The following is a 25500-nucleotide window of genomic DNA, read 5'->3' as shown; positions in this document are numbered from 1 at the left end:
CTCAGTCGGCGTGCGCGCCGAGGCGATCCAGGATGTGCAAGTGGATCTCCTGCACGGTCGTCAGGAGAGCATCGACGTCGCCGGGCCGCTCTGAGAGCGCCGTGTAGTTCACCCACAACTGGCCGTGGTCCGCGGTCACATTGATCTCGGTGCCTTCGTCCGTGGACCCCATCGCGACGCCGAGGAGCCCGTCCAGCTCCAGGTGCCGGGCGTAGGGATCCTCCTGGGAGTGGTTGATCACGGGCCAGCAGTCCACGGAGCGCTGATGCCAGGCCTCGTCGAGGTCACCGCCGACGACGGCCGGATACCCCTCCAGCGTGACCTCGATGACCTCCCCGTCCTCGCCCCGGTAGGTCTCCCAGACCCAGGAGTTCCCGGTGGCATCCGCGGCGTCGGAGGCTTCGAGGGCGTCGATCGTGTCGAGGATCGCCTGGCGGTGCTCGGCCATGGAGGCGGTGCACAGCGCCTCCTGCACGGGGTCGGCGTCGTCCGGAATGGAGGCCTCCCAGTCATCGAGGACGTCCTCCCCGGCGATCTGACTGCGCCAGTCCTCCCAGGTCCAGTCGGGGTCGTCCTCGGAGGCGTTCGGCTCCTCCAGGGTGTAGCCGTCCGGGACGTCCCGGCCCGAGGGGACCAGCGTCTCCAACGTCTCGACGTCCAGCAGGGCCTCCACCGTCAGGCCGTCGTCGCCCGGAGCGCGACCGTCGTCAGCAGGGTCCTGCTCGGCCGGTGCGATCGCGTCGGGATCGGCATCAGGGTCGTGCTCTCCCGGCTCCGACAACGTGACGCAGCCGGTCAGAATCAGAGGGACCGCGGCCACCAGCACCGCCGCCAGGCCGCTCGAGGAGCGCCCAACGTCAGATCCGTGGGGACCCCTCGTCTGTGTCATACCCATGGGAGGACCATAGCAACTTCACTCTCCCGGAGGCCTTTCGGCCGGCGCGACATGGGCGCCGTCGAAATCCCGGATCCGCGCGCTCTCCTGCGGCCGCGCCATGACCTCCAGCAGCAGGTCCGCGGAAGCGGTCCCGTAGGCCCGCGGCTCCAGCGCGACAGCGGTGATCCGTGGTTCACGCACTTCGTGGAGCTCGTCACCGGCGAAGGAGATCAGATCCACGTCCCGGCCGGGCTCGAGCCCGAGGCCCTGCAGGATGCTCTGAGACTGGGCCGCGTACCCCTGGGCGCAGCAGACGATCGCATCAGCGCCGTCGCTCACCACGGAGCCGACCAGGTCGGACAGCTCCGGGATGCGCAGCTCCGGAGAGACCTCCACCACCCACGGCTCGACGTCATGCTCCTGACACCAGGCCTCATAGGCCGCGCGGGCCTCGAGCGCCCAGGAGGCGGGGAGCCCCTCGTCGATCCCGAGGAACACCGGGCGGCGTCGGCCGCGCGGAGGCAGCGTGGCCAGCGCCTCGCGCTGCAGCTCCTCATGACGCGCCCGGATCATGCCGGCCACCTGCTCCGCGCCGGCTCCGCGGTGACGGCCGACCGTGACCACCGGGACCCGGGCCCTCAGCAGAGCGGCGAGCACCGGATCCTCGGGCGTCGGGTCGAGCACGAGCGCTCCGTCGAGGTGGAAGCCACGCTCCTCGCCGCGGCCACGGTGCAGCAGACTGAGATCGAGGTCAGCCTCGCCGACGACGTCGCTGACGCCGAAGGTGAACTGCATGTAGAAGTCGAGCTCTCGCGAGCCGGCGGGCAGGTGGATGCCCACGGCCCCCGCTCGCTTCTGCCGCAGCGCACGCGCGGCCCGGTTGACCACGTATCCGGCCTCCTCAGCGGCGTCCCGTACCCGAGCCACCGTGGCCGGCGAGACCCGTCCGGTGCCGTTCAACGCATCCGACACTGTGGTCTTGGACAGGCCGAGCTGATGCGCGATCGCGACGATGGTGGCCTTGGACTCTGGCATCCCCCCATCGTAGGCGCGTCTCGCCCGGCCGCACGCGCGGCATCCCACGATGCCGCACCGGCACCGTCACAGCCTCCCCTGACCCTTGACTCCACCCGTCCCCCTCACTAACGTCGGGATCCAACAGCCATGAGAAACCGGTTTCTCAGCATGATGACGCGGATGGAGACCATGACGTTCACCCCCAGCTCTCGCCCTGGAGCACGTGCTCCCCGCGGACCCCGTCACCCCCGCGGGCTTCGTCCCACGGGCCTCGCCCTGGCGGCCGTCGTCGGGCTCACCGCCTGCAGCGACGGCGGGAACGCGCAGGCGGACTCCGGGGACGTGACCCTGGAGTTCGCTTTCTGGGGATCCGACTACCGACTCCAGCTCACCGAGGAGATCATCGAATCCTTCGAGGCCACGCACCCGGGGATCACCGTGGAGACGGCCTACGGGGACTCCGGCTACTGGGATCAGATGGCCACCCGGACCGCCGCCGGGGACATGCCCGACGTCGTCCAGATGGACGACAAGTACCTGCGGGAGTATGCCGACCGCGGCGCCCTGCTGGAGCTCTCCGCCGTGGACGTCGACGGCCTGGACCCGGACATCGTGGACAACGGGCGCACCGGTGACGGTCTCTACGGCGTGACGATCGGCATCAACTCCTTCGCCCTGGTGGCCAACCCGGACCTCTTCGAGGCGGCCGGTGTGGACATGCCGGACGACACCACCTGGACCTGGGACGACTACCACCACCTCACGGTGGAGCTCAGCGACCACCTCGACGACGCCTGGGGCGCGGTCTCGCTGAACCAGCCCGGCGCCTTCCAGGTGTGGCTGCGCCAGCACGACGCCCACCTGACCACCGAGGACGGCGAGCTCGGCTTCGACGAGCAGCACGCCGCCGACTACTTCCAGTACGTCCTGGACCTCATGGACGACGGCGGCATGCCGCCGGCCGACGCGCTGGCCGAGGACATGGAGCTGGGCCCGGAACAGTCCCTGGCCGGGCTGGGACAGGTCGCCCTGAGCGGCTGGTGGACCAACGAGCTGCCCACGCTGGCCAATGCGAGCGGCGCCGAGATGCAGCTGCTGCGCTTCCCCTCGCAGACCGGACAGGCCGAGGACAGCGGCATGTGGTTCAAGTCCGCCATGCTGCTCTCCGCCTCGGCCGACACCGAGCACCCCGAGGAGGTCCGGGCGTTCATCGAGCACGTCATCAGCTCCGAGGAGGCCGGCCTGATCTCGCTGACCGACCGCGGTCTGCCCGCAGACGAAGACGTCCGCGCTGCCGTGCTGCCCGAGCTCGACGCCGCCGACGCACACTCTGCGGAGTTCGTCCAGGAGATCGAACCGGAGCTCGGCGAGCCGGAGCCGGTGCCGGCCATCGGCTTCTCCACGATGCGTGAGACCCTCTTCCGCTATGAGTCCGAGGTGTACTTCGAGCGTCTCACCCCGGAGCAGGCCGCCGCGGAGATGATGGCCGAGATGCAGACGGCCCTGCAGTGACCCCCGACCTCCAGTGACCCCCGAACCGGGGCGAGGCGCCTGAGCGGTGCGCCTCTCCCCTGGGCCGCCCCTCTGGTGCGAGAGGGGCGGCCCACCGTCCCGCCCGTACGATCCTGCGCGGTCCGGCCGACCTGTTCCGTCCGGCCCGGCAGGAGGAGAAGGACTCCATGGACCACCCCCGCCTGACAGCCCAGCTCGTCGAGACAGCACAGCCCCCGACGCCCGCCGCGACTCATGAGACCTATCGCAATCCGATCCTCAACGCCGACTGGCCGGATCCGGACGCCGTCCGGGTGGGCGAGGACTATTGGATGATCGCCTCCAGCTTCAACCGGGCGCCGGGCCTGCCGGTGCTGCACTCCCGGGACCTCGTGAGGTGGGAGCACGTCACCAATGCGCTGCCCGCGGTGCCGCCGTCGGAGCATTTCGCCGTGCCGCGGCGCGGCGGAGGAGTCTGGGCGCCGAGCCTGCGGCATCACGACGGCGTCTTCCACATCGTCCACCCCGACCCCGACCATGGTCTCTTCGTCACCTCCGCGGAGGACCCGCGCGGCCCGTGGAGCACGCCGCATCTGCTGCTGCCGGGCCGCGGACTCATCGACCCGTGCCCCGTGTGGGCCGACGACGGGAGAGCTTATGTGGTCTTCGGCTGGGCGCGCAGCCGCGCCGGGGTGAAGAACCGCATCAGCCTGGTGGAGGTGGACCCGCAGCTGCGTCGGCCGCTGAGCGAAGCCCGGGTCATCATCGACGGCGACGCCATCCCCGGCTGCACCACTCTGGAGGGCCCGAAGATCTATCGCCGCGACGGCTGGCACTGGATCTTCGCTCCGGCCGGAGGGGTCGCCACCGGGTGGCAGTACGTGTTCCGCTCCCGGGACATCGCCGGGCCCTATGAGCACCGCGTCGTCCTGGAGCAGCACGACACCGACGTCAACGGCCCGCACCAGGGCGCCTGGGTCACCACGCCGGCCGGGGAGGACTGGTTCCTCCACTTCCAGGACCGCGGCCCGTTCGGCCGGGTGGTCCACCTGCAGCCGATGCGGTGGGACGACGACGGCTGGCCCCGGCTGGGAGAGCCCGTGGACGAGGTCAGCGGACGTCCGGTCCTCGAGCATCCGGTCCCCCACCCGGTGCCGCACCCTGGCTCCCTCGCGCAGCGCGAACCGTCCCGCAGCGACGAGTTCCGCAGCGCCGTGCTGGCACCACGCTGGCACTGGCAGGCCAACCCCGAGCCAGACTGGCTGCACCTGCCCGGAGACGGCACCGCGAGGCTGCGCGCCCTGCCCGCAGCCGGGGACGACCTCCGTCGCCACGGCGCCGTGCTGGGGCAGCAGCTGCCCGGCCGGGCGGGCCGGTGGACCACCCGCCTCCACCTGGAGGATCCCAGCCCCGGCGCCCAGGCGGGCCTGGCGGTGCTGGGAGACACCTATACCTGGCTCGGCCTGGAGCATCGCGAGGACGGCACCTGGCTGGTCTGCCGCACCGGCGGCGCGGCAGTTGACGCCGCCGTATCGGCAGACGCCTCGCCAGACGCCTCCGCAGCGGGCCCAGCGGAGGCGACCGTCGCCGAGCTGCGCGCCTCCGATGCCGCCGAGCTGGCCCTGACGCATGACGACGACGCCCGGATCACCTTCTTCTGGCGCCATCACCCTCAGGACCCCTGGCGCCAGGTGGACCCGGGCTTCACGGCCACGCAGGGCCGATGGATCGGGGCGGAGGTGGGACTCTTCGCCCGGCGCCCTGCTCCGCTGACCGGCGGTGCCCGCTCCGCGACGGGCACCGTGGGCCACGGGGTATTCTCGGCCGTGACGGTCTGCATGGACGGCAGGAGAGTGTGATGGGACGGGTGCTGAAGGACGGCCCCAAGATCGGCGAGGTCGCCGCGGCCGCCGGTGTCTCCCGGGCCACTGTCTCCCGGGTGATGAACGGGCAGTCCACCGTCGCCCCGGACATCGCCGACCGTGTGCGGGAGGCCGCCGCGGAACTGAACTACCGGCCCAGCACCCTGGCCCGCAGCCTGTCCCTGGGCCGCTCCAGCACGGTGGCAGTCGTCGTGCCGGATCTGCGCAATCCGATGTTCCATCAGGTGCTGCGTGGCGTCATGGACGCCTCGGAGGCGGAGGACTACCGCACGCTGGTGGCTGAGACGGCCGACCGCACCGCAGACGAGTCCGCCGTCGCCCAGGAGGCCCGGGCCCGCTGCGATGCGGTGATCCTGGTGAACCCGCGGATGCCGCAGCAGGCCCTGGAGGAGCTGCTCCCCCAGCTGCGCCCGGTGGTTCTGGTCAACCGCACCACCGCGCATGAGGACATCCCCAGCCTGGTCATCGACCACGCCCAGGGGATCCACCGGCTGGTGGACCATCTGGCCGGGCTGGGCCACCGGCATCTCGCCTATCTGCGCGGACCGGCCGGCAGCATCTCCGACATCCCTCGCCGGGAGGCGCTGGCGGATGCCGTGGCCCGCCGCCCCGAGCTGCGGGTGGACCACCTGGCCGGAGGGTCGACGATCGACGCCGGCTTCGAGGCCGCCGACCAGGTGCTGGCCTCTGAGGCCACAGCGGTGGTCGCGTTCAATGACCTGACTGCCTTCGGGCTGCTGGCGCGGCTCAACGAATCCGGGGTGCGGGTGCCCGACGGCCTTTCGGTCACCGGCTTCGACGACATCGAGCTCGCTCGCTTCGCCAACCCTGCGCTGACCACGGTCAACGTCCCCCACGCGGAGCTGGGCCGCCGGGCCTGGCAGCTGCTGGCCGAGGTGGTCGCCGGCGGGCCCGTGCCCGCCTCCGGCCGGACGCCCGAGACCTTCGTCCCGGAGCTGACGGTGCGCACCAGCACCGGTCCCGTGCCGCCCCCGCGCGCGCTCACCGCTCCCTCCACGGACCTCTCGGGCCGGGCCCACCGGCACGCTGACGACGACGGCGGGCCCCGCTGGTCCGCGCGCGGTGCCAGCTGGCAGCTGGAGCTCGGGGAGCTGGTCCTGGCCCACAGCATGGGCGGCGAGCGGATGCCCACGGTCCACAGCCCGCGTCCCCACCTGCACCCGGTGCGGAGCCTGCGCGGGCGCCTGCTTACGGACCGCAGCCCGGACGACCACCGCCACCACTACGGCGTCTCGCTGACCATCCCGGATGTGGACGGCACCACCTACTGGGGAGGCCGCACCTTCGACCCGGAGCACGGCCCGATGCTGCTGCCCAACCACGGGCACCAGCATGTGGACCACGCCCAGATGCTGCACCGCGGGGCCACGCTGCGTCAGGAGATCCGCTGGATCGACCAGGACCAGCGACCGCAGCTGCACGAGCAGCGCGAGGTCACCGGCGCCGGACTGGAGGAGACGGAGGCCTGGGCGCTGCGCTGGTCCTCCGCGCTGCGGGCCGAGCACGCTCTGACCATCTCCAGCCCGGCGGTGCGGGGCCGTCCGGGGGCGGGCTACGGTGGATTCTTCTGGCGGCTGGCCTCCGGGGACGAGGTGGAGGTCCTGAACTCCGCCGGCGCCCAGGACATCCACGGTGCGCCGGCGAGGTGGGTCTCAGTGGCCGTCCGTCACAGCGAGGACTGGACGAGCCTGGTGCTGGCCCAGCAGTCGGCGGACCCGGTCCCGTGGTTCGTCCGGGCCTCCGACTACATCGGCCTGGGCCCAGCACTGGCCTGGGACGCCCCGCTGGAGCTGGCATCCGGTGAGGTGTACCCGGTGGAGATGCTCGCCGTCGTCGTGGACCGCCGGGTCAACGCCGACGAGGTGGATCGGCTCCTGGAGCTCGGCGAGGGACGGGTGCAGGCGGCACGCAGCGCCTGACCCTCGTGGCCTCGGGGCGGCTCAGCCGCGCCGCAGCTCCAGGGTCATCGGGGCCTCGGTCAGCTCCACGGTGCGGCTGCTCGCGCCGTCGGCGTGCCGCCACCCGCGCCCTGCGACGATGTTCAGCCACGGTGACGGCCAGGCCGCCTGGGAGCCGGGGCGACGGCGCAGAGTCGCCCGGGCCCGGTCCGCGTCCCATGCGAGCTCTTCGAGGGCCAGCCCCTCCGCCCCGCACAGGCCGGTGACGGCACCAGTGGGCCACCGCTCGGGCAGGGCAGGGAGCAGCACGGCCTGGCCGGGGCCGCTGGTCAGCAGCATGGCGGACACCACGGCGGGGAACCCGCCGGAGGCGTCGGCGTTGAGGATGGATCCGGGGTCATGGGTGGACATCATGCTGGGACGCCAGTAGTTGCCGGCGAGGGTGTGCACCACCCGCAGGGCCAGGTCAGCGTCACCGAGTCGGGCGGCCACCACGCCGAGTTCGCACAGGCCGAAGGCCATCTCCATGCTCTCCGGCGGGTCCGACTCTCGGTAGGCGAGCCGCTGCCGCACCGTGGTCAGGGCCGCAGCCCGCATCTCCTCAGTGGCGAAGGCCTCGTCCCCTTCCGTCCCGAAGGGGTACAGGTGAGAGGTGTGCCGGTGGTGCGGCTCATCCGGAAAGCCGGGGTGCGCCCACTCGGCGAGCGCACCCTCGGAGGTCAGCCGCGGCGCCGGGAGGCTCTCCCGCAGCCCGGCCCAGTCCGCGGCGTGCGACTCGTCCCCCATCAGTCGGCCGATCCGCGTGGCCACGACGGCGGCATCGCGGATCGCGGCGATGTCGGAGGTGGCGTCCACGGCCAGCGGGTTCGCCGCCCCGCGCGGGGTGTTCTCCGGCGAGTAGCTGGGCACCAGGTGGGCGACGCCGTCGTGGTGGTGGACGGCGGTCTCGCAGCAGCGCATGACCTCCTGGGCGAAGGACCACAGCCACGGCAGAAGGGCCGTGTCCCCGGTGGCGGAGAACAGGTCCCAGCCCTGCCGCAGCACCCAGGGGCCGCCGCCGAGCCAGAACAGATGCGGGAATCCCACCGAGAAGTGGCTGGCGTGCCCGTGGGTGCTCAGCCGGGCGGGCAGCAGCACTCCCTCCGCCCCGAAGATCCGGCGGGCGTTCTCGCGGAACGCCGGAAGGTGCCGGGAGACCAGGCGCAGCAGACTCAGGCGCAGCTCCGGCATGCCGGTGGAGATCATCGAAGCGGTGGCGCCCAGCGTGACGTTGCCGTTGAGCGTGTAGTCCCCGGACCAGGCGGGCGTCCAGGTGCCCTGCCACAGGCCGGTCAGGTTCGGCGGCAGCATCCCCGTGGAGGAGATGACCGTGTGCCGGGAGGCGGCGTAGACGAGCTCCACCAGCGCGTCCTCAGCGGCGAGGTCGCCAGTGCGGGCGGCGGCCAGCAGCTCCTCCGTGGGCTGTGCGGACCACGGCCGCTCCCCCGTGTCCTGCCGCTTCCCAGCACCTTGCGGCTCCCCCGTGTCCTGCCGTTTCCCGAGATGGAAGACGCTGCGGGCCGCCAGCTCCTCCCGTGGCGGGCTGGGCAGGGTCGTGCCGTCCAGCAGCGGGTCATGGGCCGGGGCGCCGTCCACGGTGACGCACAGCTGAAGCCTGGCCGCGGAGCCCGCCGGCACCGGCAGCCGCGCGACGAGGCTTCCCTCACCGTGCAGCTCGGCGGCCGGCAGCGGGCTGACAGTGGTCTCGGCGGTCTCGTGCTGGTCCGCGGGGCGGGCCTCCGCCCGTCGGGCCCCGACGCGCAGCCGGGCGTGCTCGCCGTCGAGAGCCGCTGTGGCCCGCACGCGGGAGGCCGGGTCGACCGTGCCAGCATCATCAGCCCCGGCATCGTCAGCCCCGGAGCTCAGGCGCAGGACGAACTCGGCCGGGGCCTCGGAGCTGAGCGAGAGGTGAATGGTCTCGTCTCCATGGCGCGGCTCCGCTCGGAGGGTCTGGCGCCCCCGCCGGGCGTCCTGCCAGCTGATCTCGACGACGCCGGTGCGCAGGTCCACATCACGCCGCCGGCTGCCCGGCACCGGGTCCGCCTCCGGATCGGTGATCACCAGTCGGGCGGCGGGCACGAAGGGATCCGTCCAGATCAGGGCGCCGCCGGGGCTGTGCTCCTCGGCCGCCTCGGCGAGCAGATCTCCCGCGGAATCGGCGTCGCCCTCGAGCAGCGCCTGACGCATGGCGGGAAGCCGGGCCCGCAGGTCGGGCGCCGGCATGTGGGGGTTCACGGGCAGGAAGAACCACTCATGGGTGAGGTCCACGCGATGCTCCCGCGGGTCCCCGTGGATGAGGGCGCCCACCCTGCCGGTGCCCACCGGCAGGCCGTGCTCCCAGTCCTCACCGGCGGAGACGCTGGTGAACGCGCCTGGCGCCTCGTCGGGACGGGCTGACGGCGTGACCATCCGGTTCCTCTCGCTCAGGGGGTGCTGCTCACTTCAGGCCGGTGGTGGCGATGCCCTTGACCAGGTACCTCTGACCCATGATGAAGAAGGCCACGATGGGAAACAAGGACACCACTGACATGGCGAACATGGGGCCCCATGACGACTGACCTTCAGCATCCATGAACTGTCGCAGCGCCAACGGCACCGTGTACAGGTCGGGGTTGGTGATGTAGATCAGCGGAGAGAAGAACTCGTTCCAGGTGCTGATGAAGGTGAAGATCGCCGTCGTCGCGAAGGCCGGGATGCACAGCGGGGCGATGATCTGGAAGAAGATCCGGAAGGGACCGCAGCCGTCGATCCGGGCGGCGTCGTCGAGCTCCCGGGGCAGGGCCCGCATGAACTGGACCATCAGGAAGATGAAGAACGCGTTGGAGGCCAGGAAGTTCGGCACGACCAGCGGCAGGTAGGTGTTCAGCCAACCGAGCTCGGAGAAGATGATGTACTGCGGGATCAGCAGCACATGCCCCGGCAGCATCAGGGTCACCAGGGCCAGGCCGAAGAACAGCTTGCGGCCGGGGAACTCCAGACGGGCGAACGCGTAGGCCGCGAGCGCCGAGCTGACCACGGTGCCCACGATGCTCAGGCTCACCACGATCGCGGAGTTCACCAGATAGTGGCCGAACGGGTGCTGCAGGGAGTTCCACCCCTCCGTGTAGTTCTCGAACCGCCACTCGGAGGGCCACAGACCCTGCTCGGTGAAGATGTTGGCGTCCGGCTTCACGGAGCTGGAGAGCATCCACAGCAGCGGGTACATCATCACCAGCGCCACACCGCAGAGGATCACGTGGCGCAGGAACCGGCTGCGTGCGGTGTCCTGGGCGTCGACGCCGCTGATCTCCGCCTCGCCGGAGTCCCGGTGCCGACGTCGTCGTCCTCCGGTGCCGCGCCGCTGCCTCATGGTGGGCGCGGGGGCGGGCGCCACAGGGCTGGTGGGAATCGCCATGGTCGGTCTGCCTTCTCTCAGTTCTCGTAGTAGACCCAGTACTTCTGCGCGATGAAGTTCAGCGCGGTGAACGCCGCGATGATCACCAGCAGCAGCCAGGCCATCGCCGAGGCGTAGCCCATGTTGAACCGGCTGAACCCCTCGATGTAGAGGTTCAGGTTGTAGAAGAGGGTGGAGCCCGCGGGCCCGCCTGAACCGTTGGAGAGCACGTAGCCCTGGGTGAAGGTCTGCAGCGTGCCGATCGTGGAGAGCACCAGGTTGAAGAAGATGATCGGGCTGATCAGCGGCAGCGTGATGGAGCGGAACTGCCTCCACCGGGAGGCGCCGTCCACGGAGGCGGCCTCGTAGTACATGGTCGGCACCTGCCGCAGCGAAGCGAGGAAGATGACCATGGGTGCGCCGAAGGTCCACACGTTGAGGATGATCAGCACGCTCAGCGCGGTGCTGGGGTCGGACACCCAGGCTGGGCCTTCGATGCCGAACCAGCCCAGGAAGGTGTTGACGATGCCGCGGGTGCCGAAGATCTGCCGCCAGAGCATCACGATCGCCACGCTGCCGCCCAGCAGGGAGGGCAGGTAGTAGACGGCCCGGTACAGGGGCAGGCCCCGGATGCCCTTGTTCAGCGCGAGCGCCACACCCAGGGCGGCGATCAGCGAGAGCGGCACGGAGACGAACGTGTAGGTGAAGGTGACGATCAGTGACTGCCCCACCCGCGGGTCCCGGAACAGCTCGATGAAGTTGGCGAAGCCGACCCACTCCGGCGGGGTGAGCAGGTCGTAGTCGGTGAATCCCAGGTACAGGGAGGCCCCGAACGGGACGATCGTGAACAGCATCCCCAGGAACCAGGGCGCCAGGAAGAGGTATCCCGCCCACTGGACCTGGCCCCGCCGTCCTCTCCGCCGACGGCGGCGCGGCGCCGTCGAGGGCGTCACGGCAGTCCCCGGGGAGCCTGAGGGCCCCTCGGACCGGGCCTCCGGCACCTGGGTGGTGGTCATCGCCATCGCATGGCTCCTCTCGCTCCGCCCGGCGGCCCTCAGGCCAGCCCCATGGCGCCGTCGGCGGTCTCCCGCAGCCGCTGGGCGGCCTGCTCCGGAGTCATGCGCCCGAACTGGACCTCCTCGTCGACCTCGGTGAGCATGTCCTGCACGGCGGAGCCGCCGGCGGGGTCGGGCCGGGACTCCGGCAGGTCCTCCTCGGCGAGGTCGAGGATGTACTGCATGGACTCCTGGTCCGCCTCGCTGAGGCTGTCGGTGATCTCCTGGGCCACCGCCTCGCTGGAGGGCAGACCGCGGGTGACCCCGACGGCGGCATTGCCCTCGGCGTCGTTGATCATGAAGTTCAGCAGGTCCAGGGCGCCCTCCACATTGGGCGCCTCCGCGCCGATGGACCAGTACATGGCGGTGTCGATGGACATCCCGCGGCGGGCGCCCTGCACCTCCCCGGGGAAGCGGCAGAGCTGGAGCGGACCGTCGACGACGTCGCCGAACACTTCGAGGTTGTTGGTGGGGATGACCTGGCCGGCGACGAGGCCGGACGCGATGGCGGACTCGGCGGCCGAGTTCCCGGTGATGTCGATGAACCCGGCCGGGGGCAGGCCTCCTCGCTCACGCTGCTCCACCGACATCTCGAACCAGGCGGTCAGGGTCTCTTCGCTGGCGCCGAACAGGCCGTCCTCGGTGTAGAGCTCCTCGCCGGTCTGGCGCACCCAGACCACCAGGTTCTGCACGGTGGCGAAGGAGAGGTCCACCCCGTAGACCTCGTCGCCGGCGGAGGCCGCGGCGTCGGTGATCTCCCGGCTGAAGTCCCAGAGGTCCTCCCAGGACCAGGTGAGGTGGTCCGGCACCTCGGCCCCGTAGTGCTGCGCCCGGTCGGTGTCGATGATGAATCCGACGGCGTTCAGCCCGGCGGGGATGCCGTAGAGGTCGTCCCCCACCCGGCCGAGCGGATAGGTGTCCGGCACGTCGCTGAGGTCCAGCACGTCGGTGTGCTCGCTGAGGTTCAGCAGCGCGCCTCGATCGGCGTACTCGCGGAGCCCGTCGCGCCGCTGGTTCATCAGGTCCGGGATGTCGCCGGCGGCGAAGCGCGTGGCCATGCGGTCCTGATAGGGGCCCGAGTCGGCGTAGTCGGTGGTGATGCTCAGCTCCGGGTGGCGCTGCCGGTAGACGTCCAGCATGGCCTCGGTCTGCTCGGCGCGGGTGGCGTCGCCCCACCAGATCACGTTCAGCGACTCGGAGCCCCCGCCCGCAGAAGCGCTGCCCCCGCCGAAGCGGTCGCAGCCCGCCAGGGAGATCGCGGCCGCGCCGCCGAGCCCGAGGCCGAGCAGCGTGCGGCGGCTCAGCGCCGGCCGGGCCAGAGTGCGTCGTGCCATGTCCATGGAACTCTCCTTGTCGCTCGTGACGGTCCCCGTCACACCGGCAAGAAACCGGTTTCTCACGGTGGGATGGCGCCACAGTACTCTGTGACCCATGCCACTTCAATGCCTGGGGAGCGATCCGACGATGCCACTGACGTGTCACCTCATGCACCGTCGGCATGAGGGGGTCGGCCCCGGCCTGTGCGGCGCGCCACCCCACTCCCGGAAGAGCCGTTCCTCGATTAGGCTGAACACGTCACATCGCGCAGTCCACAAAGGAGCACACCATGTCAGGTCCGATCATCGTCGGCGTCGACGGAAGCCCCACGGCCCGCAGGGCCGCGGAGAAGGCCCGTGAACTCGCCACCAAGCTGAACGCCCCGCTGCATGTCGTCTCGGCCTACGCCGACGACCGCACTGAGGTCGTCAACAGCGGGTCGGACCAGTGGGTCGTCTCGGACGCCGACAACGCCCGCTACATCGCCGAGAAGGTCTCCGAGTCGCTGAAGGCCCCGGGCGTGGAGATCCTGCCCCGCTCCGTGCACGGCAAGCCGGCCGACGCCCTGATCGGCTACGCGGAGAAGATCGACGCTGACGTGATCGTGGTCGGCAACCAGCGCATGCGCGGAGTGCGTCGTGTGCTCGGCAGCGTGGCCAACTCGGTCTCCCACAACGCCACCTGCGACGTCTACATCGCCAACACCTACGCGGACTGACGCCCAGCGTCAGACCCAGCGTCAGCGGCCACGACAGCGGCGGCCCCGGCACCTGCCGGGGCCGCCGCCGTGCTCAGTCGAAGTACTGCTGGATCACCGGGCCGACGAGGTCCTCCAGCTCCTGGGCGGATGCGGAGGCCATCGGCTCGATGCGCAGCACGTGGCGGGCGATCACCAGTCCGAAGAGCTGAGCCACGGCGGCCTCAGCCCGCAGCTCACGATCTTCCCCGGTCATGCCCTGGGCGATCCGGGCCACCATGACGCGCCGCCCGAAGCCGCGCAGCAGGGCGGAGGCGGAGTCCTGGGACATCGCGGCGCGCAGCAGGGCCAGCAGCGGTGCGCGGCGCACCGGATCATCCCAGACGCCGAGGAAGACGTGGACCAGCCGACGGCCGCGCAGCTCCAGCGGAGCCTCCTGCACCGCGGCGGCGACGCCCTGCGGATCGAAGGGCACGTCCACCGCGGCGGCGAACAGCTTCTCCTTGGTGCCGAAATAGTGATGCACCAGGGCGGGGTCCACTCCGGCGCGGGCAGCGATGCCGCGCAGGGACGCCTTCTCGTAGCCGACCTCGGCGAAGCTCTCACGGGCGGCCGCGAGGATCTGACCCTTCGTATCGGGCCGGCCGGCACGGCGCCCCTTGCCGTAGCGGGTCGACCCATCGGGCTGAGGGTCAGCGTCGGCGTCGGCGACCATCAGGACTCCCCTCCGCCCGCTCGGCGGGCCCACAGCACGAGCGCCCCCGGAGTGACGAAGACGCCGGCGACCAGCGCGACGACGATCGCGACGGCACCGAGCCTACCAAGGGCCTGGATCGGCACCAGGGCCGACCAGGAGAGGACCAGGAGCGCCCCTAACGTGGTGACGGCGGATCCGGTCAACGCCGCCCCGGTGGTGCCCACCGTGGTGGCGACCGCATGCTCCGGGGTGCTCACGGGCAGCTCCTGCAGGAAGCGGTTCACCACGTGGACCCCGTAGGGGACCCCGATCCCGATCGCCATGGCCGTCAGCGTCGCACTGAGCACGTTGAGGTCGATGCCCAGCACCCACATCATGGCGATCACCCCGGCCGCGCTGGTCACTGCGGGGATCATGGCGATCACCCCGAGCAGGGCTCGACGGCGCCACAGCCAGTAGGTGGACATCAGCAGCACGGTCACGATGCTCAGCGTCAGCAGGATGGACCTCACCTGGAACTCGGCAAGATCCCGGTTCATCTCGGCGACCACCATGGGCTCACTGGAGATCGACACCTCTGCCCCCTGCTGCGTGATGGGGTCCAGCGCGGCAGTCAGATCCTCGGCCAGCTGCTCCGCTCCGCCGTCGCCGGCGGTGGTCCGGATCTGCCACAGCAGAGTGTCCGACTCGGCGGCCTGACGCGCCATGATCTGCGGCTCGCCGCCCGAGACCCGCACACCCTCGACCTCGGCCACCTGGTGGCTGGCGCCCTCGAGCGCCGACTCGAGATCAGCACCGGTGTCCGGCGGGTCGATGAGGACGAAGGTCGCCTCGGTGATCTGCGACCCGAAGAGCTCCTCCTGGTGCGCCAGGGTCGCCTCGATGCCGGATCCCTCAGGGAGGAAGTCACTCCTGTCGAGCTGAGTGTCCAGGCGGAAGGAGGCCAGGACGGCCAGACCGATGACCAGCAGCGCCACGATGACACCGGCCAGCGGCGTCCGATCCGCGGTGCGGACCGCCGCCCGGGTCAGGACGCCCGAGGGCGGCCGCGCGCTCTCGCGCCCTGAGGGCTGGGCGTCCAGGTCCTGCCGTCGGCGCCTCGCCGACGTTGCGGCGAAGCGCCGTCCCCACAGAGCCTGCGTCGCGGGGACCAGGATGATCATCACCAGGAAGGCGCACAGGATGCCCAGGGCCACCTGGACTCCGAAGGTGGCCAGCAGAGGAAGTGGTGCGGTCGCCGTCGCGCCGAATCCCACGCCGGTGGTGACCGCGGCGATGGCCAGGGCAGGGCCGACCGCGCGCACCGCACCGTAGGCGGCCGGGGACGGCGCAGCCCCCTGCGCGGAGAGCTCACGGAAGCGGGCCATGAGGTGCACCGCGAAGTCGATGCCCAGCCCGACCAGCAGGATGGGGACGATGATCGCCAGCTGAGAGAGCGGACCGATCCAGCCCAGCCCCTGGGGCCCGAGAAGACCGGCCAGCCCGAAGGTCCACACCACCGTCATCGCCAGACCGACCAGACCGAATCCGACGACCAGCGCCGACCGGAACGTCACCGCCAGCAGGAGCAGGACCGCCAGCAGCGCCACCAGGAACAGCACGGGCGCCTCGCCTCGGACAGCGTCGAGCATGCCCTCCACGAACAGCCCCTGGCTGTAGACGATGACCTGCTGATCACCGGTCTCGGCCACGGCCTCCTGAACCCGCAGCGCGGCCTGCGTGCGATCCTGCTCGCTGAGGGACTCCCGGAGGAACGCGACGATGACCGTGGCCCGCGCGCTGCCGGAGTCGGCGTCATAGTCCCCGGAGATCAGGGCGGCGGCCTGCGGCTGAGCCGCGACGGAACGGAGCCGCTCCCCCGCGTCCTGGGCGTCATCCTCCGTCGGGGTCCGCTCATCGAGCCCGAGCAGCACCGGCAGCGAGAGCAGGGCCGGCCTTCCGGCGGCAGGCTCTCGCAGATCGTCCCCCAGCTCATCGGCCACGTGTTCCTGCACCTCACTGACCGCGGCCAGCCCCTCTGAGGTCAGAATGTCCCCGCCGGGGCCGGCGTCCACGATGACCTGCACGACGGCGGAGGGGTCGTCGAACTCCTGCTGCACGCGGGCCATGGTCTGCACCGTGGCAGAGTCCTCGCGCCCGAGCTGGGTGATGTCGACCTCGACGTCATTGAGCGACGCGGCGGCGACGAAGCCGAGAGTCACCAGCAGCAGGACGGTGAGCGCGGACTTCGGCCGGCGCACCACCGCCGCCAAGAGCTTCTCCAGGATGCGCCCCATGACGATCCCTCCCTGTATTTCATCATGCGATGAATTTCAGGGTAGGACTCGATCTCTCATTTTTCAACGCCTGATGAATTCCGTCGCGCGACTGCCCGCCGGTCCGTCCCCCTCGGCTTCGTTCGTCCCAGGGGAACACCACGGTGTGAAGTCTCAGGACATAGTGCACAGGGGAACACCACGGGGACGGACGCACGCCAGGGGGACAGACGAACTGGACGAGGACGGACGCCCTCACGTCACGGGAGCGCTGCCCTGCTCACTGCCCTGCTCACTGCCCTGCTCACTGACCAGCTCGGTGCGCCAGGAGCGCGTCGGCTCCCAGCCGAGCACACGGCGGGCCTTCTCGATGGAGAACGCCGGGGCGTCCCCGGTGAGGTCCCCGGCCAGATGCGCCAGGTCCGGGAAATGCTCCGGGATGAGCTCAGCCAGGGGCCGGCGGGCCAGCGCGTCCTTGGCTCCGACGAAGAACACCGAGCCGTTCTCCACCTGGTCGATCTTGGTCAGCAGCGTCAGCAGGAAGTCGGTGACGTCCCGGGCATCCACGTAGTTGAACAGCGCGACGGCGGACAGCGCCGGGTCGTCCAGGCGTTCGGTGAGCGTGTGCCCCTGCTGGGTGGGCGCGCCCGCCCACTCCTCCGGAGCGATGACGTAGCAGGGCCGGAAGGAGACGAACGTGACCTCATCGGTCTGCTGGGCGAACATCGCGGCCACCTGCTCGGCCACGTGCTTGCTCAGCCCGTAGGCGTGCCACGGCTGAGGCGGCACCTCCTCGTCCAGGGGCAGCCGCGGCGGCACCCAGCCGGCCGGCGACCCGTAGCCCATGATCGAGGGACTGGAGGCGATGACCACCTTCGTGGCACCGGCCGCCACTGCGGCGGCGGTCACGTTGTGGGCGATGCCGGCGTTGGTCTTCAGGATCACGTCCTCCGGCGCGCTGAACGGCACCGCGATCGCGGCCAGGGAGACCACCGCCGTCGGGGCGAGCTCCGCGAACAGGGCCTGGGTGGCCTCGGCATCGAGCAGGTCGATGCTGCGGTGCTCGACCCCGGCCACGGGCTCTGGGGGCAGATCCCGGTCCACGCTAATGACCTCATGCGCGGTCTCGGCGAACCCGGCCACCACGCTGCGACCCAGCCGCCCCGACCCGCCGGTGACGATGATGCGTTCTGCCATGGCTGTCCTCCTCGGTCCCCTGCTCAGTCCCTGCTCAGTCCCTGCTCAGTGCGCGACGGCGGCGTCGGCGCGAGCGCCCGTGGCATCGCCCCGGAGGCAGTCCCCGAGGCATCCCCGGAGGCCAGCCCCAGCTCCACCTCGGCCACCGTCACGGGGCCGCGCGTCTGCAGGGAGCGGTTGCCGCAGACGCCGACGGCGATGGCCTGGATGCCGTCCACCAGACCGGCGGGGCGGGCGTACGGGTCCTCGCCGGGACCGTTGAAGATGTCGGCCAGCAGCAACCGGTCGCCGCCGCCGTGGGCCCCTTCACCCTGGACGATCTCCAGCTCCTCGGCCTCACCCCAGTGGCGCTGCAGCACCAGGCGCTCACCCTTGGAGCGCACCGTGCCGGACCGGCCGTCGTCGGACACCGAGGGGTCCACCGGGGAGCCGCCGGAAGCGGGCAGCACGGCGGCCCGCTCCACAACCTCGAGCTCCAACCGACCCTCGGTCCCGTTGACCGCCACCCGGTACCCCTCCCAGGGGGCGTGGGCGTTGAGCGAGTAGTTCAGCACCGCGCCGCGGGTGTAGTCCACGATCAGCGCGAGGTTGTCCTCGATGGTGATGCCCTCGCCGAAGACGTCCTGGTCACGGATGTAGCCGTCGTGGTGCTCATTGTCCAGGTAGAGCTTCTGCAGCGTCTCGTCACTGCGCAGGTCCAGGGCGAAGGGGTCGGCGTCGGATCCCTCGCGGGTGCCGCGCTCAGCGGGGGTGATGCCGCGGGCGGCGGCGTTCTCCGCCCCGTAGAACTTCAGCCCGCCGGAGGCGTAGACACGCTCGGGGGCGTCGGCGAGCCACCAGTTGACCAGGTCGAAGTGGTGGCTGGCCTTGTGGATCAGCAGCCCGCCGGAGTTCTCCTTGACCCGGTGCCAGCGGCGGAAGTAGTCGGCGCCGTGGACGGTGTCCAGCACCCAGGTGAAGTCGATGGAGGTCACCTGCCCGATCCGGCCCTCGAGGATCGCGGCCTTCAGCGCGGTGTTGCGCGGGGAGTACCGGTAGTTGAAGGTCACGATGACTTCACGCCCGGTGGCCTCCACGGCGCGCGCGATCCGGTCGCTGGACTCGGCGTCCACCGTCAGCGGCTTCTCCACGACGACGTCGGCCCCGGCCTGCAGGGACTCCACGATGTAGTCGGCATGGGTGAAATCCGGGCTGGTGATGATGACCCGGTCGATGCGCCGCTCCTGGATGACGGAGGTCAGCGCGGCGGGGTCGAAGGTGGCGACGTCGGCGCCGTGCTCCTCGCGGATGCGGCTGTGGTGGTACTCGACGCGGCCAGGGTTCGTGTCCGCCAGGGCGACGAGCTCGGCCACATCAGCGTGGGGGCCGGCGATCGCATTGGTGTACATCCGACACCGGCTGCCCATGCCGATGATCACGTAGCGGGTGCGGGCGTTCTCAGTGCTCACGGGTGAGCCAGCTCCTTCATGCGGTGAACAGGTGGTGTGGCGTCCGGGGAAGGTCCTTCCCCAGCAGTCTTGTCGTGTCGGCGGTGGATGAGAAGCGCTCCATCCATGCCTTCCGTGGATGGCACAGGTGCTGCGCGGGTATCTTCCCCGCAGACGCCGACGACGGCCGCCCGCCGCGGGCTGCGGCGGACGACCGTCGAACGGCCCGGCGGGTCACTTGATGCCGGTGGTGGCCATGCCCTTGATGAGGAAGCGCTGACCGAACAGGAAGATCAGGAACAGCGGCAGGATCGAGATGATCGACATGGCGAACATGCCGCCCCAGTTCGACTCGCCGGTGGAGTCGATGAAGGCTCGCAGCGCCAGCGGCACCGTGTACATGTCCGGTGAGGTCAGGAAGATCAGCTGGCTGAAGAAGTCGTTCCACGTCCACATGAAGGTGAAGATCGTGGTCGTGGCCAGGGCCGGGACCATCAGCGGCAGGATCACCTGGAAGAAGATCCGGATGTGGCCGGCGCCGTCGATGCGGGCCGCCTCATCCAGGTCCTTCGGGATGCCACGGATGAACTGCACCATCAGGAAGATGAAGAAGGAGTCCGTGGCGAGGATCTTCGGCACGATCAGCGGCAGGAACGTGTTCACCCAGCCGAGGTTCGAGAAGAGGATGTACTGCGGGATGATCACCACGTGCACGGGCAGCATGATGGTCAGCAGCATCGCCGCGAACATCGGGATCTTGAACTTGAAGTCCAACCGGGCGAAGGCGTAGGCCGCCATCGAGCAGGCGATGAGGTTGGCCAGGATCGAGGCGAACACGACGATCGCCGAGTTCCACAGGAAGTGGCTGAACGGGTGGCTCAGCGCATTCCAGCCCTGCACATAGTTGTTGAACTCCAGCGTGGTGAGCAGGATGCCCGGCTCGCGGAAGATCGCCTCGTTGGGGCGCAGGGAGGAGACCAGCATCCACAGCAGCGGGTAGATCATCGCCAGGGAGGCGGCGATCATCACGATGTGCTTGATGGTGGCCTTGACCGCGCGCTGGGCCGGCGAGACGGACTTCATCGGGGCTCGGTCCTCCGAGGCGACGGAGCTCGCCCCGGCCAGGGCGGCGGTGGCGTCAGACTTGGTGGCGTCGGCACGGCTCATCGTGGGCGTGCCGCTGGTGGTGGTCTGAGGAGAATCAGTCATCGTAGTGCACCCAATACTTGGAGAGCCAGAAGTTGATGGCGGTGATCGCCGCGATGATCAGCACCAGCAGCCAGGCCATCGCCGAGGCGTAGCCCATGTCGAACCGGCCGAAGCCCTGCTGGTAGAGGTAGAGCGTGTAGAACAGTGTGGAGTCGGCCGGGCCTCCGGATCCGCCCGAGACGATGAACGCCTGGGTGAAGTTCTGGAAGGCACCGATCAGCTGCAGCACGAGGTTGAAGAAGATGATCGGGGTCAGCAGCGGGATCGTGATGGTGAAGAACTGTTTGATCCTGCCCGCACCGTCGATCGAGGCGGCCTCGTAGTACATGTCGGGGATCTGCCGCAGGCCGGCCAGGAAGATCACCATCGGGGCGCCGAAGGTCCACACGTGAAGGATGATCAGCGTGCCCAACGCGGTGTCCGGGCTGGACACCCAACCCTGACCTTCGATGCCGACCATGCCCAGCAGCTGGTTGATCAGGCCCGAGTGGCCGAAGATCTGGCGCCACAGCACGGCGATGGCCACCGAGGAGCCGAGCATGGAAGGCAGGTAGAACACCGAGCGGTAGAACGCCAGCCCGCGCATGCCGCGGTCCAGCAGCATCGCAATGGCCAGCGACACCGCCAGCTGGATGGGCACTCCGACGAACACATAGGTGAAGGTCACCTGGATGGCGTTGTGCAGGCGGTCATCGCCCATCATCCGGGTGATGTTGTCCATGCCGATCCACTCGGGCGGCTGGAGCAGGTTGTAGTTCGTGAACGCCAGGTACAGCGAGGCGGCCATCGGGAAGAGGGTGATGCCGAACAGACCGATGGTCCACGGCAGCAGGAACAGATGCCCTGCCTTGTTGTCCTTGTGCCTCCGCTTGCGCTGCCCCTGCGGGGCCTTCTTGAGCTGCTGGAGTTCGGCGACGACACTCATGGCGTCACCTCCCGCCCCGCCGTGCGGCGGTGCTCCGCGGCGGGGTCGCTGCTCTGCGACTGGGACAGCATGGCTGCCTCCTCAACACTTTGGGAAATCGCTTTCCAGGTACGTTCCGTCAACGGTAAGTGAGGCCACATTGTGAGGTCAAGCACACCGGAGTCCGCACTCTGACCCTGAACCGCGCGGATCGGGTCCCGGCGGGCAGCGCGGCCCAGGTGAACACGCGCACATCCGCGCAATACCGGGCAGGATGGATTGAATCGATTTTTATGATGCCTTTCCGGCATCAATCCATGCAGTACCCACCGTGGACGGCATCACCCTGCGGCACTAGGCTCAAAGACGCCGCCGTCGCCCGGCTCCACCGCCCCTAGCCGCAGCGAGGCCGGCGCCCGCTCGCCCCGCCGATCCCCCGCCGATCCCCCGCCGATCCCCCCGCCGATCCCCCCGCCGATCCCCGTCGAATCCGCCCAGGAGAGCCATGAGCCTCAGCCAGCCCACCGTCGCCCGCCTCGAGATGCTGCTCACCGCCATGCCATTCTCCGCGGCGCGCCGCGTCACGGGCGAGGAATCCGTCGACGAGTACAACGCCTCCTCCCAGACGTTCACCCGCATGGAGGCCCTGATGGTGAAGGTCACCGACTCCGACGGCCGCGTGGGTTGGGGCGAGGCGTTCGGCCATCGGAGCAACCCGGCCACGTGGGCAGCCCTGGAGGAGGTCGTCGGGCCGTTCCACCTGGGACGCGCCGCCGATCTGCAGGCCGTCCGCCACGAAGCGGAATACGCGTTCCATGCGTTCGGGCGGACCGGGCCGGTCCACTATGCGCTCTCTGCAGTGGACACCGCGCTGTGGGACCTCACCGCGCAGCGCACCGGGGTCCCGCTGCGCCGCCTGCTGGACCCCCAGGCCCGGGACACCATCGACTGCTACGCCTCCCTGGTCCACTACGGGGAGGACCCGGCGGAGGTCGCGCACCACATCGGGCGCGCCCAGGAGGCGGGATACCGCTCGTTCAAGCTGCACGAGTCGACGGCCCCAGCCGTCATCGCCGCCCGGACCCAGGCCGGCCCGGAGGCTGCCCTGATGACGGATGTGAACTGCCGGTGGGACGAGGCCGGCGCCGCCCAGGCGCTCGAGGACTTCGCCGAGGCCGATCTGCTCTGGCTGGAGGAGCCGGTCTTCCCGCCCGACGACACCGGCGCCCTGACCAGGCTCAATGCCGCCCACGGCCGGATCTCCGCCGGGGAGAACGCCTCCGGGGTCCACGGCATGGTCGAGCAGATGCGCGCCGGCGCGGTGTCCTACGCCCAGCCGAGTGTGGGCAAGATCGGCGGGATATCCGCAATGCAGGAGGTGTTCGCCGCCGGGCGGGAGACCGGCGTCGCCGTCGTCCCACACTGCTTCTACTACGGTCCGGCACTGAACGCCTCGGCGGAGCTGATCGCCGCCCTGGGCGAGGACGTCCAGCTGGAGGTGCCGTTCCTGCAGTGGCCGCAGCGGCTGCATCGCCTGCACGGCGCCGGTCCGACGATCACCCTGAGCGAGGAGCCCGGCCTGGGCTTCACCCCGGATGAGCAGGTGCTGGCCGATCATCTGATGCGCCGGGCCGTGGTCGAGGCGTCGTAAAGTCGTGCGCATGAGCCACGGGGTCGATCAGCCACTGAATCAGCCGCCGATACCCATGAGGCTCGCCGTGAACGGCAGCACGGTGACCAGGACGAGCCCACCCAGGATGTTCATGCCGATCCCGCTCTTCACCATCTTCGTGATCGGGACGCACCCTGAGCCATAGACGATCGCATTCTGCGGAGTCGCCACGGGGAGCATGAATCCGAAGGACGCCCCAAGGGTCGCCGCCATTGCCGGAATGACAGGGTCGACGCCTGCGGCGAGCGCAAGAGGCAGGACGATGGGGACCACCACCGTGGCACTCGCTGTGTTGCTCGTGGTCTCCGAGATCAGCATGGCCAGTCCTGCGGCCAGCACCGTGATCATGAACGGGGATGCCACGCCCAACCCTTCGAACAGTCCTCGTCCGATCGCTTCGGCCAGGCCCGTGCTGCTGAGCATCGTGCCGAAGATCATGCCGGTGCCGAACAGGATGATGGTGCCCCAGTCGATCTTCGCCGCATCCGACCACGCCAGCGTCGCTGCTCCTCTGCGCCAGCGAGTCGGGAGCAGGAACAGCAGTGACGCGCCGATGACCGCCACGATGCCCTCATTCAGCCGCACATCGAGTAACTCGTAGACCGCAGAGTTCATCCCTGCGATGACACCGACCACCGAGGGCAAGAGCCACAGCCCGACAGTCAGCCCAAAGGCGATGATGGTGTTCCACTCGGCGCGAGAGATGCGTCCCTGCTCAGCCCGCTTCTCGGCGATGTACGCCTCGACTCCTTCGATCCGCCTTACCTCTGGTCGGTTGACCAGCAGGAGAACCAGGAGAAGAACCCCGAACATGATGATCGAGACCGGCGCTGCGGCCCCGATCCACGACGCGAAGGAGATCCTTTCGCCGGTGGCCTCTTCGATCAGTCCTCGACCGATCAGGTTCGGCGGGGCACCTACTGGCGTCAGGAGGCCACCGACACCGGCCCCGTAGGCCAGCATCAGCATCAGCGCAGTACCCACGCGCAGGCGGGTCGCGTCGAACCCAGCCTTCACGATGCCCTTGTCCTCGAGCATCTTGGCGATGACAGCCAGAATTCCCAGTGCGGTGGGCAGCAGCATGGCCACTGTCGCTGTATTCGATATCAAGGCGGAGAGCAGTGCGGTGATCACGCCGAAGGCGACGATGATCCGCACCGTGGACGTGCCGACGCCCGGAAGCGACAAGACGAAGTAGGCGAGGCGTTGGGCAACTCCATGCTTCAGCATGGCCTGAGCGAGGATGAAGGCCCCGATGAAAGTGAATATCGTCGTCGAGCCGAAGGGCGCCAGGACCTCATCGGCAGGGGCCACACCGACGAGCACGATCGCAGCGACGCCGATGAGACCCCCGACCGGAATAGGCACGGACTCGCAGAACCAAAGGATGATGACCGCAGCCAGCACGGCGCCGAGACTCTGCTGGTGAGGCTCGATGCCCAAGGGGGCGAGCCACACGACGGCAGCGGCCACGGGGGCCAGAATGAACCCAACAGCTCGCCGCAGCCTCCCTGTCTGACGCTGCGGAGACCCATCAGATGAACTTGTCGCCGGCCCTTCCTGAGACCGACCGTTGCGAGACGGTTCATCAGAAGGCTCCGAGGCCCGAACCTTCGACCGCGTATCGCTGACATCTCTCATGCTGCTCTCCTCTGACTCGACAGGTGTTGCAGTACACCCTGAGGGAGTGAGACAGATCACGTCTAAGATATCTTCGTTGTGGCAGGCATAGGCAACGCTTATAGGAGAGTGCATGGATGCTCGGCTTCTGACCTACTTTCTCGCCGTAGTCGACTATGGCGGGTTCGTGCGCGCTGCGGCAGCGTTGCACCTGTCACAGCCCTCGCTCTCACAGGCGATCAAACAGCTGGAACGAGACCTCGGAGTCAGGCTCTTCCATCGAGCGGGTCGAGGCGTGACGCTCAGCGACCCTGGCCGCCAACTCGTCAATCCGGCCCGGAGGGTTCTGCGTGATCTGGAGGTCGCTCGAGATGCGGTGAGCTCGACGAGGCACCTCGATCGCGGGGCCGTCGACCTCGTCGCCATGCCGTCACCCGCCATCGAACCGTTGACCACGCTGACGACCCGATTCCGCCAACGTCACCCCGGCATGACCATCTCAGTCGCGGCGGCGTTCACACCTGACGAAGTCGTCGAGTCGGTCCGATCAGGAGCCACCGAGATCGGCCTGCTGGGCTCATCGGGGCGGCCCGCCACGGCCGACCTGCAATTCCTGCCTCTGGAACGCCAGCCCTTGATCCTCATCTCACCTCCAGGAACAGAGGGCGAGGGCACAGTTCGGCGAGAGGAGCTCGAGGGCCTGAACTTCGTCGTATCCACCCGAGGCAGCCTGATGCGCCAACTGGTGGACGAAGTTCTCGCCGAAGGCAACAGAGTAGCGTCCGGCAGAGTGGTGTACGAGCAGCGGTGAGCAGTCCCTCGGAAAGAGGGTGACGGCCACCGTGTGTTCC

At 69.6% G+C, this 25500-nt stretch carries 19 protein-coding genes; 6 read left to right on the top strand and 13 right to left on the bottom strand.

Features of this window, described 5'->3' with window-relative positions; translation table 11 throughout:
* Window position 1: 1 nt before the first annotated feature.
* A complete protein-coding gene (locus tag SD455_RS07420) occupies window positions 2–895 on the bottom strand; it encodes a hypothetical protein (protein ID WP_445507696.1) in 894 nt (297 codons plus the stop codon).
* An 18-nt stretch (window positions 896–913) separates the two neighbouring features.
* Window positions 914–1912, bottom strand: coding sequence for a LacI family DNA-binding transcriptional regulator (locus SD455_RS07415; RefSeq protein WP_445507695.1), 999 nt, complete (start codon window positions 1910–1912; stop codon window positions 914–916).
* Window positions 1913–2083: 171 nt separating this feature from the next.
* Here SD455_RS07415 and SD455_RS07410 point away from each other — a divergent pair, with 171 nt between their 5' ends.
* The 3 genes from SD455_RS07410 (at window position 2084) to SD455_RS07400 (ending at window position 7208) form a co-directional block, all read left to right on the top strand.
* The gene (locus tag SD455_RS07410; protein WP_445507694.1) at window positions 2084–3406 is read left to right on the top strand and encodes an ABC transporter substrate-binding protein; all 1323 of its coding nucleotides are present in this window, start codon (window positions 2084–2086) and stop codon (window positions 3404–3406) included.
* A gap of 167 nt (window positions 3407–3573) precedes the next feature.
* Window positions 3574–5244, top strand: coding sequence for a family 43 glycosylhydrolase (locus tag SD455_RS07405; RefSeq protein WP_445507693.1), 1671 nt, complete (start codon window positions 3574–3576; stop codon window positions 5242–5244).
* Entirely contained in the window at window positions 5244–7208 is a 1965-nt protein-coding gene (locus SD455_RS07400; RefSeq protein ID WP_445507692.1) for a DUF6807 family protein, read from the top strand. The genes SD455_RS07405 and SD455_RS07400 overlap by 1 nt, the downstream gene beginning before the upstream one ends.
* Window positions 7209–7229: 21 nt before the next feature.
* Here the strand turns inward: SD455_RS07400 and SD455_RS07395 are convergent, their stop codons facing one another.
* The 4 genes from SD455_RS07395 to SD455_RS07380 are packed head-to-tail and all read right to left on the bottom strand — an operon-like array spanning window position 7230 to window position 12994.
* Window positions 7230–9635: a glycosyl hydrolase family 95 catalytic domain-containing protein gene (locus SD455_RS07395; protein ID WP_445507691.1), complete on the bottom strand. Its 2406-nt coding sequence runs from the start codon at window positions 9633–9635 to the stop codon at window positions 7230–7232.
* 28 nt (window positions 9636–9663) lie between these two features.
* Window positions 9664–10620 (bottom strand): carbohydrate ABC transporter permease, encoded by a 957-nt coding sequence (locus tag SD455_RS07390; RefSeq protein WP_445507690.1) that lies wholly within the window; start codon window positions 10618–10620, stop codon window positions 9664–9666.
* A gap of 17 nt (window positions 10621–10637) precedes the next feature.
* Window positions 10638–11621 carry a carbohydrate ABC transporter permease gene (locus tag SD455_RS07385; protein ID WP_445507689.1) on the bottom strand — a complete coding sequence of 328 codons (984 nt, stop codon included), beginning with the start codon at window positions 11619–11621 and terminating at the stop codon, window positions 10638–10640.
* A 32-nt stretch (window positions 11622–11653) separates the two neighbouring features.
* Window positions 11654–12994 (bottom strand): ABC transporter substrate-binding protein, encoded by a 1341-nt coding sequence (locus SD455_RS07380; protein WP_445507688.1) that lies wholly within the window; start codon window positions 12992–12994, stop codon window positions 11654–11656.
* A gap of 266 nt (window positions 12995–13260) precedes the next feature.
* On the opposite strand from SD455_RS07380, the gene SD455_RS07375 reads away from it, so the two are divergent.
* Complete coding sequence (locus SD455_RS07375; RefSeq protein ID WP_445507687.1) at window positions 13261–13689, top strand: universal stress protein; 429 nt, start codon at window positions 13261–13263, stop codon at window positions 13687–13689.
* Between the two features lie 73 nt (window positions 13690–13762).
* On the opposite strand, the gene SD455_RS07370 is transcribed toward SD455_RS07375, so the two are convergent.
* The 6 genes from SD455_RS07370 to SD455_RS07345 form a co-directional block, all read right to left on the bottom strand.
* Window positions 13763–14383: a TetR/AcrR family transcriptional regulator gene (locus tag SD455_RS07370; protein WP_445507686.1), complete on the bottom strand. Its 621-nt coding sequence runs from the start codon at window positions 14381–14383 to the stop codon at window positions 13763–13765.
* Window positions 14383–16641 carry an efflux RND transporter permease subunit gene (locus SD455_RS07365; RefSeq protein ID WP_445507685.1) on the bottom strand — a complete coding sequence of 753 codons (2259 nt, stop codon included), beginning with the start codon at window positions 16639–16641 and terminating at the stop codon, window positions 14383–14385. Before SD455_RS07365 ends, SD455_RS07370 begins: the two co-directional genes overlap by 1 nt.
* Window positions 16642–16875: 234 nt before the next feature.
* Window positions 16876–17817, bottom strand: coding sequence for an NAD-dependent epimerase/dehydratase family protein (locus SD455_RS07360; protein WP_445507684.1), 942 nt, complete (start codon window positions 17815–17817; stop codon window positions 16876–16878).
* Between the two features lie 23 nt (window positions 17818–17840).
* A complete protein-coding gene (locus SD455_RS07355) occupies window positions 17841–19265 on the bottom strand; it encodes a Gfo/Idh/MocA family protein (RefSeq protein ID WP_445507683.1) in 1425 nt (474 codons plus the stop codon).
* Window positions 19266–19478: 213 nt separating this feature from the next.
* Window positions 19479–20411, bottom strand: coding sequence for a carbohydrate ABC transporter permease (locus SD455_RS07350; protein WP_445507754.1), 933 nt, complete (start codon window positions 20409–20411; stop codon window positions 19479–19481).
* Between the two features lie 34 nt (window positions 20412–20445).
* On the bottom strand, window positions 20446–21378 hold the full coding sequence (locus tag SD455_RS07345) for a carbohydrate ABC transporter permease (protein ID WP_070162302.1): 933 nt from the start codon (window positions 21376–21378) through the stop codon (window positions 20446–20448).
* Window positions 21379–21862: 484 nt separating this feature from the next.
* On the opposite strand from SD455_RS07345, the gene SD455_RS07340 reads away from it, so the two are divergent.
* On the top strand, window positions 21863–23008 hold the full coding sequence (locus SD455_RS07340) for a mandelate racemase/muconate lactonizing enzyme family protein (RefSeq protein ID WP_445507682.1): 1146 nt from the start codon (window positions 21863–21865) through the stop codon (window positions 23006–23008).
* Between the two features lie 39 nt (window positions 23009–23047).
* Here SD455_RS07340 and SD455_RS07335 read toward each other — a convergent pair whose 3' ends face one another.
* Window positions 23048–24670 (bottom strand): SLC13 family permease, encoded by a 1623-nt coding sequence (locus SD455_RS07335; protein ID WP_445507753.1) that lies wholly within the window; start codon window positions 24668–24670, stop codon window positions 23048–23050.
* 112 nt (window positions 24671–24782) lie between these two features.
* Between SD455_RS07335 and SD455_RS07330 the strand changes: the two genes are divergently transcribed.
* Window positions 24783–25460, top strand: a complete 678-nt coding sequence (locus SD455_RS07330; RefSeq protein WP_445507681.1) for a LysR family transcriptional regulator — start codon at window positions 24783–24785, stop codon at window positions 25458–25460.
* Window positions 25461–25500 lie beyond the last annotated feature (40 nt).

Source organism: Nesterenkonia sp. K-15-9-6 (genome assembly GCF_052656005.1).
This window is presented reverse-complemented; position numbering and strand designations above follow the sequence as displayed.